This window comes from Brasilonema sennae CENA114 (genome assembly GCF_006968745.1).
Taxonomy (GTDB): Bacteria; Cyanobacteriota; Cyanobacteriia; order Cyanobacteriales; family Nostocaceae; genus Brasilonema; species Brasilonema sennae.
Window position 1 is genome coordinate 2,264,730 of sequence record NZ_CP030118.1, and the last position, 14,624, is coordinate 2,279,353.

The following is a 14,624-nucleotide window of genomic DNA, read 5'->3' on the forward strand; positions in this document are numbered from 1 at the left end:
TCCCGGGCTTAGTACGCGATCGCTTCCCGGAGAGGAGTGAGCTCTGGGCAGTCATCATACTCCTTAACAATCCACACCACACATAGTCCCAATCTTAAAGCTAAAAGGAGGTGCTTCTGGGGCAAATTTCCAAAAGCCTGTAAAACAAGACCATCAATCAGGTGATGGTCTTTTTTGTATACACTTATTTAGAAAGTCAAGATAGCGCTGTGCAAACATTTCCGGGGAAAATTGAGCAGCGTGCACTCGCGCATACTCAGGATTACATTTTCCTTGATAAACTTCAAATTTTTTGATCGCGTCTACTAATGCCTCCTCTGTTTGCTCTTTAAAAAAGATACCAGTTCCTTGCTCGCCGTGTTCGCGTAGATCTCGCACAGTTTCTAAAGCACCACCAGCACCATAGGCGATCACGGGAGTGCCGCAAGCCTGCGCTTCCACTAAAGCTATGCCAAAATCTTCACGAGCTGCATAGACAAAACCTTTAGCATTAGCCATATATTTTTTTACCACATCATCGGGTTGCCACCCCAGTATTTGTATATTTGATTGTGCTACACTCCGGATTTTTCTCATCTCTGATCCTGTTCCAATTACTACTAAAGGTAGTTGCAATTTATTAAAAGCCCTGATTATCAAAGATACTTGTTTGTAACTCACCAACCGGGAAACAGTTAGATAAAAATCTTCTTTTTGAGGCAAGAAAGGAAAACTCTCAATATTAACTGGCGGATAAATGACTGTTGCTTCTCTTCGATAGCAACGCCAAATACGACCTGCAGTATGTTTTGAGTTAGCAATAAAGTAATCAACACGATTCGCACTCAACACATCCCACTGACGCAGACGATGCAGTATATACCGCGTCATCCACCCAGGTAAACCACTTCCCAACTTGCTCTGTTGAAGATAATCGAAAGTCAACTCCCATGCGTAGCGCATGGGGCTATGACAGTAGCAAATATGTAACTGTTCGGAAGTGGTTATAACTCCTTTTGCTACGGCGTGGGATGAAGATAAAATGACATCATATGCTCGTAAATCTAGCTGTTCTATTGCTAGTGGTAACAAGGGCAAATATTTTTGTACACCATTACGGGCAAAAGGAAAGTGTTGAAGAAACGTTGTGCCAATCTTCCTCTGGTATAAGTAACTTTCCGAGTGACTGGATTCAAAATCGATGAGGGCGTATAAATCAGCATCGATGTGGTTGAGAATTTCTCGCACAACGAGTTCTGAACCACCAGTGGCTTTCGGTGTTAACCATTCATGAACGAGGGCACATTTAGTGGGCACAGCTAACTGTAATTGGTAGAGAACACGCAAGGCGGGAGTTAGAGGTTGCTTTACACCAAACAGTATTCCCAAAGGAATGGGAAACGCCCCACTTCTAGCTAAAGACGTAATCCTTTTATAGGAGGTTCCTGCAGAATACCGCAAACTGATAACCTCAAGATGGGGACAAAATACTAGGTATTGAGTCTTAGGGCGCGGATTTTTTTTCATATCCTCACTCCTACTCACCAGTCCCTAGTACGTCGGGCGCGGAAATAAGCATACCATTTGACAAAAAATCAAAAACCCTTATGTTCAGGGTTTTCTCCGGCTTGCGAATTCCGCCATGCTGTACTAGTCCCTTTATCAAGCAACTTAAGATCGGGTAATGGTATGCGAATTTTAGTAATGGGTGGTACACGGTTCATTGGTGTTTACTTAACCAAATTATTAGTAGAACAAGGACATTCAGTCGTACTCTTTAATCGTGGGAATCGTCCTGCACCAGTCGAGGGTGTAGGACAAATTATAGGCGATCGCACTGATGCTGCCCAGTTAAAAGAAAAATTATCTAAAGAAAATTTCGATGCCATTTTTGACAACAACGGACGAGAACTGACTGATACTCAACCATTAGCAGAAATTTTTCAAGACCGCGTAGAACATTTTGTGTACATGAGTTCTGCTGGAGTATATCTCAAATCAGACCAAATGCCTCATGTGGAAGGGGATACTATCGATCCCAAAAGTCGCCACTTAGGTAAACATGAAACAGAAGCTTACCTAACGCAACAGGGATTGCCTTTTACCTCAATTCGTCCCACCTACATTTACGGTCCTCAGAACTATAACGATTTAGAAGCTTGGTTTTTTGACAGAATTGTGCGTAACCGTCCCATTCCTATCCCTGGGAACGGTTTGCACATAACCCAATTCGGTCATGTCAAAGACTTAGCAACAGCAATGTCCAAAGTTCTGGGCAATTCTGTAGCACTGCGACAAATTTACAATCTGTCTGGCGATCGCTTCGTCACTTTTGATGGTTTAGCCCGCGCCTGCATCGTTGCTGCTGGCAAATCACCCGATGAGATAAATATCGTGCATTACGATCCGAAAAAATTTGATTTCGGTAAGAAGCGCAAAGCTTTTCCTTTGCGGGTGCAGCACTTCTTTGCCTCAGTGAATAAAGCGAAAACAGAATTAAACTGGCAGCCTGAGTATGATTTAATTTCTGGACTCAAAGACTCCTTTGAGAATGATTTTCTCACTTCTGGGCGAGATCAAGTAGAAGTTGATTTTTCTATGGATGAAGAGATTTTGCAGTCTCTTTAAATTTTGCGTTCAGGCAAAAGACGCGGGCATAAGCAATTCAAGTAGGTGCCCTATATCCTCCAGACACGGCGAACGTGAACGCTTACGCGTAAGCGTTCGCACCCACCATGTGAAAAAGTTTTGGCTTAAGTTGACACAGATGGACAGCATGACTGTTTAAGTTGCATCTTTAGAAAGATTTTCAAATAGACCTACTAAGCTTTCGATAGTAAGAAATGCTACTAGTTTATCTAATAACTAAACCGATCTTTTTATAGTACGCGACCCCTAAGCCAATCTTTTCTTTTTTTTGATACCATAAAAAAGCCTGCTTATCGGGTTTTACGGGATTTTGTACTCTTTTAAGAACGAGTCATTATTGTATTTGATTGAAATTGCTGGTAAAAGATTAAACAAAGACACAATTAATAAGCATTTGCTGTGAATATGTCTGGCACAATCAATATCCAATTGCAAAGCAAGCTGCTGATTTTATTTGCAGCAGGTTTATTATTCTGGTCCAGCATTGGTTCATTGCTGCCAACGCTACCACTGTATGTTGAGTCTGTGGGTGCAACAAAGCAGCAAATTGGGATTGTGATGGGTAGTTTTGCCATCGGACTGTTGTTTTTTCGCCCTTTGTTAGGACGCTTAGCGGATTGGCGGGGTCGTAAAATCGTCTTACTAATTGGTACGCTCGTGGCTGCTATAGCACCGCTTGGTTACTTGTTAGTCAAATCTATTCCCCTACTGATAGTAGTGCGTGCTTTTCATGGTATTAGTTTAGCGGCTTTCACCACTGGTTTTAATGCATTGGTGGCTGACATCGCTCCTTCGCAAAAACGAGGTGAAATCATTGGCTACATGAGCTTGGTTAATCCTATCGGAGTGGCGATTGGACCTGCTTTAGGCGGATATTTGCAAGCCGGAGTTGGTGATCAGATTTTATTTCTGATGACTGCTGAATTGGCTTTTGTGGCGTTTTTAGGTTTGTTGACAATTGTCAATCCACCATTGCCAACACATCAGCAAGGTAGTATCCAAAATCTTCAATTTTGGCAAGTTTTGTTTAGCCCCAGAGTGAGAATTCCGGCTTTTATCATGTTGCTGGTTGGTTTGGCTTTTGGTGCTTTACACGTTTTTGTCCCGTTGTTCATTAAATCAACAGGGATTAATTTAAATCCAGGGTTGTTTTATACAGCCGCTGCAGTTGCTAGTTTTGCCATCAGGATATTTACAGCAAAGGCAAGCGATCGCTTTGGTCGTGGTTTGTTTATTACTATCAGTCTAGTTCTTTACACGTTAGCATTATCAGTTCTATGGCTAGCAAAGAGTCCTGCGACTTTCTTATTTGCATCAATGATTGAGGGGATTGCTTCTGGCACTCTGATTCCCATTATTGCAGTTTTGATGGTGGATCGAGCGCACCCTTATGAACGGGGGCAGATATTTGCTATCTGTCTGATGGGCTTAGATATAGGGATTGCGATCGCAGGTCCAATTCTTGGTTATGTTGCCGAATATCTTGGCTATAGAAATATGTTTGGTCTATGCGCTAGTTTAACATTCTTAGGTCTTATCGTCTTTTTGACTTTTTCTGGCAAAGATTTATCTAGTTCCGTGCGCTTTGCTCTTGGGCGCGGTCGAGATGTTTATGCATTGAAAGATACGTAGATATATAACAGATAGAGACACGAAAGTTCGTGTCTCTCAAATAACGGGCGAGGAGGGATTCGAACCCCCGACACCGTGGTCCGTAGCCACGTGCTCTAGTCCACTGAGCTACACGCCCTTGCCGACATCTAATAATAGCACACCTTTTTTAAATGACGCAAGAAGATTTTGAAATTTTCTCCAAAAACTTGAGCCACCTGGATAATCAGGGTCAGGCTCAGATGGTGGATGTATCTGGAAAAGCGTCCACCGTTCGCAAAGCTGTCGCCGCAGCCAGAGTCAGGATGCTACCAGAAACCTTCGCCGCCATTCAAGCAGGAAATGCTCCAAAAGGGGATGTCTTAGGAACCACCAGACTAGCCGGAATTATGGCAGCCAAACAGACGGCTTCTTTGATTCCCCTATGTCATCCCTTACCATTACAAAAAATCGAAGTACTGGTGACACCTGATCCAGAATTACCTGGTTACCAAATTCAAGCAACAGTCAAGACCAAAGCAGAAACAGGGGTCGAAATGGAAGCTTTAACTGCAGTTTCTGTTGCGGCTCTGACTTTGTATGATATGGCGAAAGCTTTGGAAAAGTCGATTCAAATTGAATCGATTAGGTTGATTAGTAAAACTGGCGGGAAATCAGGAGATTATAGCCAGTCAGATTGATGTACCTTTTGGTTAATGTGTCTGAGCGCGATTGCGCGGAGCGCAGACGCCAAAGGCGTATCGCCACTTTCAGTAACCGCCGATTCGACGATCAGCGCAAAAAACGAGCAGCACTCAGCATTAGGGGCGCTGTGAGTAGCAGCAAAAGCGTGGGCAGACCAAAGTAGATTGCTGCGTAAACGGCGTTAGTAGCGCGGGTTTTTGTGTGGTCAATACTCATCCAAGCATTCATCACGCCAGTATTTATCACCCCAAGCACGAAGTGTAGGGCTAGTACGACGATACTCAGACCAACAATCCAGCGCATTGCCATATTCAACCGTCGCCCCCAAGCAATAACAATCAGTATGAGTGCGGCGGCGAGAGCAAGCCAGCGCATAAGCATGACAGGGAAGAAGATGATCACGGCTTCATTAGCAGTTATTCCAGGGTGTGTAAATGGGGAGAGGGGCAACGACCATAAAAGGAGCAAGGCGGTGGTGCCAAGCGCTGCTAAGCAGCAACAAAAAAATAAAACTTTTTCCATAGTAAGTATTTTATTTTTTTAGGGTGTCTAAGTACACTCAACCCTAAATTAAATACACAATTGGCTGTTGCGTTTGTTAATCAAGTTCTCAAAAGGTAGTCAACCTTACTCCCAAAAATCATAAAATGAGTGAGAAAGCACTTTTGTTAATATCTGTAACAATAACTTATGCCTCCTCGTTGGCCTCGTAAACCCGATCGCAAAGACCCTGCTTACCGGAAATTAGATGACCGGATGAATTTTGCCATTCATGTGGCGATATTTGCCCTGTGTAATTCCGGTTTGTGGTTTTTCCATAACTTGAATATGGTTACTTGGGAGTGGCTTCCTTGGTTAACAGTAGGTTGGATGGTCGTGGTATTGGGACATTTGATTTATATTTCGGCGATCGCCAATTACTCCGAAATACCACCTACATCCACCTGAAGACTGACCAGACAGACTAGGGCGATTGTAACTTGCGGTGGTAGAGTCAGTCTCAGATTTGAGGGATAATCTATATAAAATGAAAGTTCTCGCTTTATGTAGGATTATCTTTATGGCTAACACTAACATTACAGAGTCAATAGAAGCCCTAGCAGCAGAAATAGGCGAAAACATTTATATAGATATTGCCAAATGGCACCTTTACTTATCGAATGCCAAGTTACATACTATAGTTGCAGAAAAAGTATATCCCTTAATTACTGCTGGAAAATCAGTGGATCAAGATGAAGTTGTACAAGTTTTAGAATCTATTCCTGTTAAAATTGGTGGTGGCACAAAAGAACTTCCTCTGATTGATTTACTACCGCAGCAATCCCAAGGCAACCTAGTAGATATTTTAAAAAGATTTCAGCAAGACATGTAATCTTACAGTATCGGGAGTGTAAAGGTCACTTAACGTGCGGGTCGGGACGGACAAATACCTAGAATTAGCAATGGTAGGGTTGACCGACTTAGTACTAGATTCCAGAAGTTCGTAGCGAAAAACAGCTTTTTTCATTAAGTTTCAACATTTTTTGGGGTACGGTATGCTGTGCCCCTTTTAACGTGACGGTGAGTCTTAACAGCAACCCCACACCTGATGTCATCAGGTGCAAAAAAATGCCCCCCTTCATCCGCTGCTAAAGGGGGTGCAAAATATACAGTGGTCTAATTTCTATATAGATGTAGGCGAAATCGACTTATGCAGTAGAAAAGGCAGTGTCTTTTTTGAAAAATGGCTTCTTCCTACCTAAAACCGTAGACGACAGTAAAATTATTGGATGGCATATCGATTTTTACTTTTAGAAGACTATGTGCTTTGGGACACATTATATTCGGTCTGCGATCACTTGGACTTTTCTGAAAATTTATCTGAAAAATATTTGTTTATGTCAGTTAACATAACGATTTAAGTCATAACTCATCCTAACTGCAATTGTAATAGTTCATTACAAAATTCCGGAGATAAAGTCCAAGAACAGAATACATATGTTACTGATGAGCATAAGTGTATTCATGCAAAAATCAAGAGGAATTATCTCGTATAAAAATGTTCAAAAAAATTATTTAAGGCAGCGGCAACTAAAAAGAGGCGCTGATTCTTTCCTTTTGTGGAGTTTAGGTGTTGGTGCTGTGATCTCTGGTGATTTCTTTGGTTGGAACTATGGTTTGGCAGCAGGTGGCTTCTGGGGTTTAACGATTGCTACCTTTGTGATCGCAATCATGTATTTATGCATGGTGTACAGTCTTGCGGAACTGTCAGTAGCCTTACCCCATACAGGCGGCTTTTACTCCTTCACTCGTAACGCCTTTGGTCCGTTTTGGGGGTTTATTTGCGGTGTAGCTGTCACCATTGAGTATGTGCTAACGACTGCTGCGATTGTCTTTAGTATGAGTAACTACCTGAAATCGTTGATACCCAACGTACCAAGCTACCTTCTGTGGCTGCTTGCCTACACAATTTTCGTGGCGATCGCGATCCAGAGTTTGGAACTGACTCTGAATGTGAGTGTTTTTCTCACCTTGGCAGCAATGCTGGTGTTAGGGATATTTTATGTGAGTATGTTGGCAGCAGATGTTTTTAAGCCGGAACTACTGTTCAATGTTCCTGCCAATCTGGGGGAATCAGCAACCTGGTTACCCAAAGGCTGGCAGGGAGTTTTTGCCTCAATTCCCTATGCTATCTGGTTCTATCTGGCAATTGAAATACTTCCACTCTCTAGCGAAGAAACTAATGACGTGCCTAGGAATATGCCCAAAGCACTTATATTAAGTATGTTCACCCTGATTGCCCTTTCGGTTCTTACTCTAGTGCTAAACTCTGGTGTTGGTGGTGGCGCTGCTGCAATTGGTCAATCCAATGTTCCTCTAAAAGATGGGTTGGAAGCTTATTTTGGTAAGGGTGTGACTAGTGACGTCTTAACAGTGATTGCACTCACTTTTGGCTTGGTGGCTAGCTTTCATACTGTGATTTACGGTTACGGGCGATCGCTCTTTTCCCTGTCCCGTGCCGGATATATACCCCATTGGATTTCTGTTACAAGTGAAAACCATACTCCTTATCGGGCATTAATTCTAGGTACAGTAGTCGGATTAATTTGTGTCATGCTAATTGACTTAGGTAGCGATGCAGTGGATGCAGTTATTTTAAATATGGCTGTTTTTGCAGCACTCATTTCCTATATTCTCGTGATGCTCAGCTACATCAAGCTCAAGTTCAGTTGTCCTAATCTACCAAGACCTTACGAAAGCCCATTGGGGATTTTTGGGGCAAGTCTTGGGTCTATCCTAGCAATTTTTGCCCTGGTTGCTTGTTATTTTATACCTGCTTATCAACCTGGTATCAAGGGCATTGCACTTGTTCTGATTATTGCGACTTTTTACTTCTTCTTCTGTAGCAGAAATCGATTAGTCGCTCAAGCACCAGAGGAAGCAGCAGCACTAAAGAATTCAAAATTCAAAATATACCCGTAGGACACGCTTGAGATAGGGAGTCAGGGAGTAGTGTAGTGAAATCAAGTCACTTTAAGAAGATACTGTTTTCTCGGCAACTTCTGCCGCTTCGTTCTTAACAGTTGGGGAAACTGCCTTTGTTATCCAAGTCGTGAAAATATGAGAAAGTAATCCCATTGGACCAGCAAATAAGCAAAGCGCCAACGAGTGGATTGTCCAAACTCCTGTTTTCTGTCCTTCTAAATAAATGTAGCGCCCAACAAATAAATCCATAACCAGGAAATGAACCCAACCAGTTGCAGCAGCTTTCTCATCTGCAAAAAATCTAGCAATATCTGCTAATTGAGGATTTGATAAAGCTTGAGCATTTTCTGGTGTGATGCTAGTAACAAACAAATACAAATACACGCCTGCCAACGGCACAAAAGGAAGATACGATTCCATAACCCTTTGTGTCACTTTCCATTTGGGTAGGAGAAACATTAATGTCCAAAATGGTAAAACGAAAATATTAGCAACGTTGAAAATTTGCTCGATAGACATAAGAAATGTAAAATTCGACTGGTACAATCATATTTTATTATGGCTAATCACATTTGAATACCTACCTACCACTTATATTTACTCAACGGTTAATTTAGAGCAGAGAAACAAAAGAAAGTTTCACAAATGATGTAGGAGTACTATATGTAAGCGCTATCACTTAGTTACCAGAATCTTGAATGCATTAACTACCCCAATCGTACCGATAGTGATATTAACCAAAAAAGCGATAGGAAATGGTCAACTTACCAGATTTAACATCAATTGGTTGGTATTGGATAACAGCGACATCAGAATACCAATCATTTTCCCATTTAAAATTCACATTGTTATGCATTTTATCTGATACAGAGGTTCTGCCATCAATCGTTAAACTCGCTGTGCCATCAAGTTGGCCAGTAACTTGAATACTAATGAGATAAACATTTCCTTGTAATGGTGCTTTGCTGATGGTGATTTGTTCTGGTTTGCTGACATCCTTAATTTGAACCGTTCGATCAAATATGGAGCACGAACCAACTAAACACAATAAAGCTATCAAACAAGTTATAGAAAAAATCTTTTTCATAATAGAATGAAATCTGCCGGATTTTTCACCCCTGCAATTAAACAGTTAGTCCAGCGCCGTAGGCGACTGGCGTTAATCAACAAAAAGAAGGCTACCAGATTTTTAGGGACAATACGTCGGCTTTAAACCGAATTGCAAGGGTGTAGAGGACAAAAATTTTTGATCATTTTTTGATATTCCCTGCACCCCTGCTTGATTTGGTCACAGGATACGGGAGCGCAAGTGGTTTATATCACGGTGTTGCCAGCATAACATCCAATCTATTACGTCCTTAGCATCTTGGTGATTCGCAAAAACACTTCAACCATAAAGAGTTAATATAGAATTGTTAAGGGTTGTTTACAGAATTTATCAAACTACCGGAATTCTGTTATAACATTCCTCCACTAGATGTAAGTTCTAAAATCCCCACGCTAATTTTATCCAAACGCTCTATTATGACGCTCCCAATCCGTAACGTCGCTATTATTGCCCACGTTGACCACGGCAAAACAACCCTTGTTGATGCTCTCCTCAAACAATCCGGCATCTTCCGTGAAGGAGAAGACGTTCCGGATTGCGTCATGGACTCCAACGCCCTAGAACGGGAACGGGGAATTACAATTCTTGCCAAAAATACTGCGGTTCACTATGGAGAGACGCTGATCAACATTGTTGATACGCCTGGACACGCTGACTTCGGTGGTGAAGTAGAACGTGTACTCGGCATGGTTGACGGTTGCATTCTCATTGTTGATGCCAACGAAGGTCCCATGCCTCAAACACGCTTTGTCTTGAAAAAAGCCCTGGAAAAAGGACTGCGCCCCATCGTTGTCGTTAATAAAATCGACCGTCCCCAAGCAGACCCACATGGTGCCACAGATAAAGTGCTGGATCTGTTTCTGGAACTAGGGGCAGATGATGATCAGTGTGATTTTCCTTATCTGTTTGCTTCTGGTATAAGTGGCTATGCCAAAGAAAAGTTGGAAGATGAAGCCAAGGATATGCAGCCACTATTTGAAGCTATCCTGCGCCATGTACCAGCACCAGTGGGTGACGCCGACAAGCAACTGCAACTACAAGTCACAACCCTAGATTATTCTGAGTATCTGGGACGGATTGTCATTGGCAAAATTCACAATGGCATCATCCGCATGGGACAACAAGCGGGTTTGGTAAAAGAAAACGGCGAAGTTGTCAAGGCAAAAATCACCAAATTGATGGGCTTTGAAGGGCTGAAGCGCATTGAAATCACAGAAGCTTCCGCTGGCAATATCGTAGCTGTGTCAGGGTTTGCTGATGCCAACATTGGGGAAACGATTACTGACCCGAACGAACCCCAAGCATTGCCACTGATTAAGGTAGATGAACCGACATTGCAAATGACCTTCTGGGTGAATGATTCGCCCTTTGCAGGTCAAGAAGGAAAGTTGGTGACATCACGACAAGTGCGCGATCGCCTCCTTCGCGAACTAGAAACTAACGTCGCCCTACGCGTTGAAGAAACCGACTCCCCCGATAAATTCTTGGTTTCCGGTCGTGGAGAACTCCACCTAGGGATCTTAATAGAAACCATGCGCCGCGAAGGTTTTGAGTTTCAAGTATCCCAGCCACAGGTGATTTACCGCGAAGTCAACGGGCAACCTTGCGAACCTTACGAACTTCTGGTATTAGACATTCCTGAAGATGCCGTTGGCAGTTGCATTGAGCGACTGGGACAACGCAAAGGCGAAATGCAAGATATGCAAGTGGGTAGTAACGGACGCACCCAGCTAGAGTTTGTCATCCCCGCCCGTGGATTAATCGGTTTTCGCGGTGAATTCATGCGTATGACTCGTGGTGAAGGTATCATGAACCACAGTTTCCTTGACTACCGTCCTATCACTGGTGATATTGAAGCCCGTAACAAAGGTGTCTTAATCTCATTTGAGGAAGGCGTTTCCACCTTCTACGCCATGAAGAACGCCGAAGATAGAGGTGTATTCTTTATTGTTCCAGGTACGAAAGTTTACAGAGGCATGATTGTCGGAGAACACAATCGTCCCCAAGACTTGGAATTGAACGTCTGCAAGACGAAGCAACTGACCAACCACCGTGCAGCTGGCGGTGATGAACTGGTACAGTTGCAAGCACCAGTCGATATGAGTCTAGAGCGTGCTTTAGAGTACATTGGACCAGATGAATTGGTGGAAGTGACTCCTCAGTCAATTCGTCTGCGGAAGTTGGCGAAGAAGTTAGCGAAACGCTAGACACTATGAAATGCTGAGTGCTGAGTTTTGAGGACATCTCACTTAAGGCTCAGCACTTTTTGTGTATCAGGACTTATGCAAAAGTAACGTAGTTGTGTCATTGCGACGTCACAAAGCAATCTCACAGTCAAGTTCATTAGTAACTCGTGCGTAAGTCCTATGTATGTCTACCGCAAGAATCTATCGCTATAAAATGCATTCAAATTTCACCCATGAAAATTTCAATTGGGTGCGAGGAAACGGTAACTATGATGTGATGTCCAGATTCTGCCGATTCTACGATGCTCTGCTCCCCATACAGTTTTTGTCAATTCAAAATAGTGAAATCTGCCTTGTGTCCTAACCCTTGAGTCACGAACTCGCGCCTTAACACACATTTTACAAAATTTCAAATCGCTTCAAAGAAGGGGAGTCCTCCCTAGTTATAGCTCCCGTAGGCTGCGGTACAATGCAAAGAAATGTTTAAATTATGAATGGCCGATCCCATGATTTCACCAGAGGTTAACACAACAAAATCCAGCGAACATAGCCTAGAGGCGATGCGGCATTTTTCGGAACAATACGCCAAGCGTACTGGAACGTACTTCTGTTCTGAACCTTCTGTTACCGCAGTTGTGATTGAAGGACTTGCCAAGCACAAAGATGAAATCGGAGCTCCTTTGTGTCCATGTCGCCATTATGAAGACAAACAAGCGGAAGTCAAAGCTACTTTTTGGAACTGTCCATGCGTACCAATGCGGGAGCGCAAAGAATGTCACTGCATGCTGTTCCTTACATCAGATAATGATTTCGCTGGTGATAAGCAAGAAATTTCTTTAGAAACAATTAAGGAAGTACGAGATGGTATGGGATGAACGAAGAAATGCCTGATGAGTTTTGGCAAGGTGTAGAGCAGTTTAATACTGGGGAGTATTATGCTTGTCATGATACCTTGGAGGCTCTGTGGATTGAAGCAACAGAGCCAGACAAAACTTTTTATCAAGGCATTTTGCAAATTGCCGTAGCATTTTATCATTTAGGCAACAAAAATTTACGTGGTGCGGTCATTTTGTTGGGTGAGGGTAGCAATCGCTTGCGACGTTACCCATCAGAATATGGCGGCATTGATGTAGACGAATTATTAATTCAGAGTGCGGCATTGTTGAAGGCATTACAACTCACAGAGCCAGAAAAGATTGCCGCTCTTAACCTCGGTCAAGATGAAGGTTTACCCTTGCCTAGGATTATCAGAGTTAATAATGAAAATACGTAAAGAATTAAAAAAAAAATTAAAGAAATATTAAAAATTATTAAAATACTGTAGATTCAACCTAGGTGGCAGTGCATGCAAATCTGTGTGCTCTGATAGCACCCCATGGGCAGGGATTGCAATCCGTTATGGATGAAACAAACACCTCCCTGTTCCCTGTTCCGTGTTCCCTATTCCGGCGTTTCTAACAAATGAAACCTTAAAAGTCGAGACAGCGTCAATACTCCTAGTTTTAGCCAGCAGCTATCCTCGAATAGCCCAAAATGCGTATTTTATGATCTGTGGTTAAAGTAGTTGAGAAAATTGGAATAACAATCAAAAATCAGAAACTATAAATTGCTATCATGCCCCACTATCAATTGCCTCAGTTTCACATACGTCGTTTGGCACTAGCTTTAATAGTACCAGTTGTGCTTCTGGGGTCAATGACCTTTCCGAGCCAACTGCAAAGAGCTACTGCACAAACTCAAAAAGCTCAGCAAAATCGTCCTCTTTACATCCGTGGAAAGGTACAAGAGTATAACTCTAAGACACAAGTGGCAACTATTCGCGGTGAAGTGGAACTGTCTTATCCCGCACGAGGTATTCAAGCAACAGCTGCCCAAGCACAATACTTTACCCGCGAACGTCAGATTATTCTTAGTGGCAACGTCTATGTTTTGCAACAAGGAGGCAATAGCATTAAGGCTGACTCAGTAACGTATCTAATTGATGAAGCGCGATTTGTTGCTACACCCAAGCAAGGTAGTCAAGTAGAATCTATTTATCTGGTTAACGAGAATAACCAAACTCCTGGATCTGCTCCTGCAACAGCACCTGTGAAAAAATCTAATTAGCACAGATAACTCATAAAGGACGGCAGAGGGTGAAAATTGTCTTAGAAAATGTTCATAAAACTTATGGCAAGCGAGTCATTGTCAATCGCGTCAACCTTTCAGTCGCCCAAGGCGAAATCGTTGGGTTACTTGGTCCTAATGGCGCTGGTAAAACGACGACTTTTTACATAGCCACAGGTTTAGAAAAACCAGATAAGGGAAAAGTCTGGTTAGACAATGTAGATATGACTCCGCTACCAATGCACAGAAGGGCGCGACTAGGCCTTGGTTATTTGGCACAAGAAGCAAGTGTTTTTCGTCAACTCAGCGTGCGAGATAATATTCTTTTGGTGCTAGAACAAACAAATGTGCCAAGCTGGGATTGGGCAAGGCGAGTGGATACCTTGTTGCGGGAGTTTCGTTTAGAAAAAGTAGCCAACAACAAAGGAATTCAACTTTCTGGAGGTGAAAGACGCCGGACAGAATTGGCAAGGGCGTTGGCTGCTGGTAAAGAAGGACCAAAATTTTTATTTTTAGATGAACCATTTGCAGGAGTTGATCCCATAGCAGTCTCAGAAATTCAGCAAATTGTCGCGCAACTGCGCGATCGCGATATGGGCATTTTAATCACCGATCATAACGTCCGCGAAACTCTAGCCATCACAGATCGCGGATATATTATGCGTGAGGGGCAAATCCTTGCCTCCGGTACCTCCAAAGAACTCTACAATAACCCCCTTGTGCGGCAATACTATCTGGGCGATAACTTCCAAGCGTAAATAAAAAATCAATTAAAAATAAAAAAACTTTTATATTTACTGTTTTTAATTAAAATTTCGTAATCTGGCTTTATTTTG

At 42.6% G+C, this 14,624-nt stretch carries 15 protein-coding genes and 1 tRNA gene; 11 read left to right on the top strand and 5 right to left on the bottom strand.

Annotated features, from left to right (window positions below):
* Positions 1 to 153: 153 nt before the first annotated feature.
* A complete protein-coding gene (locus DP114_RS09615) occupies positions 154 to 1,296 on the bottom strand; it encodes a glycosyltransferase (RefSeq protein WP_171978148.1) in 1,143 nt (380 codons plus the stop codon).
* 372 nt (positions 1,297 to 1,668) lie between these two features.
* On the opposite strand from DP114_RS09615, the gene DP114_RS09620 reads away from it, so the two are divergent.
* The gene (locus tag DP114_RS09620; RefSeq protein ID WP_171975973.1) at positions 1,669 to 2,607 is read left to right on the top strand and encodes an NAD-dependent epimerase/dehydratase family protein; all 939 of its coding nucleotides are present in this window, start codon (positions 1,669 to 1,671) and stop codon (positions 2,605 to 2,607) included.
* 420 nt (positions 2,608 to 3,027) lie between these two features.
* Positions 3,028 to 4,260, top strand: coding sequence for an MFS transporter (locus DP114_RS09625; protein ID WP_407650775.1), 1,233 nt, complete (start codon positions 3,028 to 3,030; stop codon positions 4,258 to 4,260).
* Between the two features lie 44 nt (positions 4,261 to 4,304).
* Here DP114_RS09625 and DP114_RS09630 read toward each other — a convergent pair.
* A tRNA-Arg gene (locus tag DP114_RS09630) sits at positions 4,305 to 4,378 on the bottom strand.
* Between the two features lie 34 nt (positions 4,379 to 4,412).
* On the opposite strand from DP114_RS09630, the gene moaC reads away from it, so the two are divergent.
* Positions 4,413 to 4,919, top strand: a complete 507-nt coding sequence (gene moaC, locus DP114_RS09635; RefSeq protein ID WP_171975974.1) for a cyclic pyranopterin monophosphate synthase MoaC — start codon at positions 4,413 to 4,415, stop codon at positions 4,917 to 4,919.
* 91 nt (positions 4,920 to 5,010) lie between these two features.
* Here the strand turns inward: moaC and DP114_RS09640 are convergent, their stop codons facing one another.
* Positions 5,011 to 5,445, bottom strand: a complete 435-nt coding sequence (locus tag DP114_RS09640; protein ID WP_171975975.1) for a hypothetical protein — start codon at positions 5,443 to 5,445, stop codon at positions 5,011 to 5,013.
* Positions 5,446 to 5,613: 168 nt separating this feature from the next.
* Here DP114_RS09640 and DP114_RS09645 point away from each other — a divergent pair, with 168 nt between their 5' ends.
* The 3 genes from DP114_RS09645 to DP114_RS09655 all read left to right on the top strand — a co-directional run bounded on the left by DP114_RS09645 (position 5,614) and on the right by DP114_RS09655 (position 8,385).
* Positions 5,614 to 5,871 carry a 2TM domain-containing protein gene (locus DP114_RS09645; RefSeq protein WP_171975976.1) on the top strand — a complete coding sequence of 86 codons (258 nt, stop codon included), beginning with the start codon at positions 5,614 to 5,616 and terminating at the stop codon, positions 5,869 to 5,871.
* A gap of 112 nt (positions 5,872 to 5,983) precedes the next feature.
* Positions 5,984 to 6,295 carry a DUF3181 family protein gene (locus DP114_RS09650; RefSeq protein WP_171975977.1) on the top strand — a complete coding sequence of 104 codons (312 nt, stop codon included), beginning with the start codon at positions 5,984 to 5,986 and terminating at the stop codon, positions 6,293 to 6,295.
* A 632-nt stretch (positions 6,296 to 6,927) separates the two neighbouring features.
* Positions 6,928 to 8,385 (top strand): amino acid permease, encoded by a 1,458-nt coding sequence (locus DP114_RS09655; RefSeq protein WP_171975978.1) that lies wholly within the window; start codon positions 6,928 to 6,930, stop codon positions 8,383 to 8,385.
* A 51-nt stretch (positions 8,386 to 8,436) separates the two neighbouring features.
* On the opposite strand, the gene DP114_RS09660 is transcribed toward DP114_RS09655, so the two are convergent.
* Positions 8,437 to 8,907, bottom strand: coding sequence for an ABA4-like family protein (locus tag DP114_RS09660; protein ID WP_169263182.1), 471 nt, complete (start codon positions 8,905 to 8,907; stop codon positions 8,437 to 8,439).
* Positions 8,908 to 9,121: 214 nt separating this feature from the next.
* A complete protein-coding gene (locus tag DP114_RS09665; protein ID WP_171975979.1) occupies positions 9,122 to 9,475 on the bottom strand; it encodes a hypothetical protein in 354 nt (117 codons plus the stop codon).
* Between the two features lie 437 nt (positions 9,476 to 9,912).
* Here DP114_RS09665 and typA point away from each other — a divergent pair, with 437 nt between their 5' ends.
* The 5 genes from typA (at position 9,913) to lptB (ending at position 14,546) form a co-directional block, all read left to right on the top strand.
* Positions 9,913 to 11,703: a translational GTPase TypA gene (gene typA, locus DP114_RS09670; RefSeq protein WP_169263180.1), complete on the top strand. Its 1,791-nt coding sequence runs from the start codon at positions 9,913 to 9,915 to the stop codon at positions 11,701 to 11,703.
* Positions 11,704 to 12,188: 485 nt separating this feature from the next.
* On the top strand, positions 12,189 to 12,557 hold the full coding sequence (locus DP114_RS09675; RefSeq protein ID WP_169263179.1) for a ferredoxin thioredoxin reductase catalytic beta subunit: 369 nt from the start codon (positions 12,189 to 12,191) through the stop codon (positions 12,555 to 12,557).
* Entirely contained in the window at positions 12,554 to 12,955 is a 402-nt protein-coding gene (locus DP114_RS09680; protein ID WP_169263178.1) for a DUF309 domain-containing protein, read from the top strand. Before DP114_RS09675 ends, DP114_RS09680 begins: the two co-directional genes overlap by 4 nt.
* A gap of 338 nt (positions 12,956 to 13,293) precedes the next feature.
* Complete coding sequence (locus DP114_RS09685; RefSeq protein WP_169263206.1) at positions 13,294 to 13,788, top strand: LptA/OstA family protein; 495 nt, start codon at positions 13,294 to 13,296, stop codon at positions 13,786 to 13,788.
* Between the two features lie 29 nt (positions 13,789 to 13,817).
* The gene (lptB, locus tag DP114_RS09690; protein WP_169263176.1) at positions 13,818 to 14,546 is read left to right on the top strand and encodes an LPS export ABC transporter ATP-binding protein; all 729 of its coding nucleotides are present in this window, start codon (positions 13,818 to 13,820) and stop codon (positions 14,544 to 14,546) included.
* Positions 14,547 to 14,624: the final 78 nt, after the last annotated feature.

What these genes read in the sequence shown, in the direction of transcription:
- DP114_RS09620 (WP_171975973.1), top strand. Translation starts at nt 1,669, where the DNA reads ATGCGAATTTTAGTAATGGGTGGTACACGGTTCATTGGTGTTTACTTA.
- moaC (WP_171975974.1), top strand. Translation starts at nt 4,413, where the DNA reads ATGACGCAAGAAGATTTTGAAATTTTCTCCAAAAACTTGAGCCACCTG.
- DP114_RS09640 (WP_171975975.1), bottom strand. Translation starts at nt 5,445, where the DNA reads ATGGAAAAAGTTTTATTTTTTTGTTGCTGCTTAGCAGCGCTTGGCACC.
- DP114_RS09645 (WP_171975976.1), top strand. Translation starts at nt 5,614, where the DNA reads ATGCCTCCTCGTTGGCCTCGTAAACCCGATCGCAAAGACCCTGCTTAC.
- DP114_RS09650 (WP_171975977.1), top strand. Translation starts at nt 5,984, where the DNA reads ATGGCTAACACTAACATTACAGAGTCAATAGAAGCCCTAGCAGCAGAA.
- DP114_RS09655 (WP_171975978.1), top strand. Translation starts at nt 6,928, where the DNA reads ATGCAAAAATCAAGAGGAATTATCTCGTATAAAAATGTTCAAAAAAAT.
- DP114_RS09660 (WP_169263182.1), bottom strand. Translation starts at nt 8,907, where the DNA reads ATGTCTATCGAGCAAATTTTCAACGTTGCTAATATTTTCGTTTTACCA.
- DP114_RS09665 (WP_171975979.1), bottom strand. Translation starts at nt 9,475, where the DNA reads ATGAAAAAGATTTTTTCTATAACTTGTTTGATAGCTTTATTGTGTTTA.
- typA (WP_169263180.1), top strand. Translation starts at nt 9,913, where the DNA reads ATGACGCTCCCAATCCGTAACGTCGCTATTATTGCCCACGTTGACCAC.
- DP114_RS09675 (WP_169263179.1), top strand. Translation starts at nt 12,189, where the DNA reads ATGATTTCACCAGAGGTTAACACAACAAAATCCAGCGAACATAGCCTA.
- DP114_RS09680 (WP_169263178.1), top strand. Translation starts at nt 12,554, where the DNA reads ATGAACGAAGAAATGCCTGATGAGTTTTGGCAAGGTGTAGAGCAGTTT.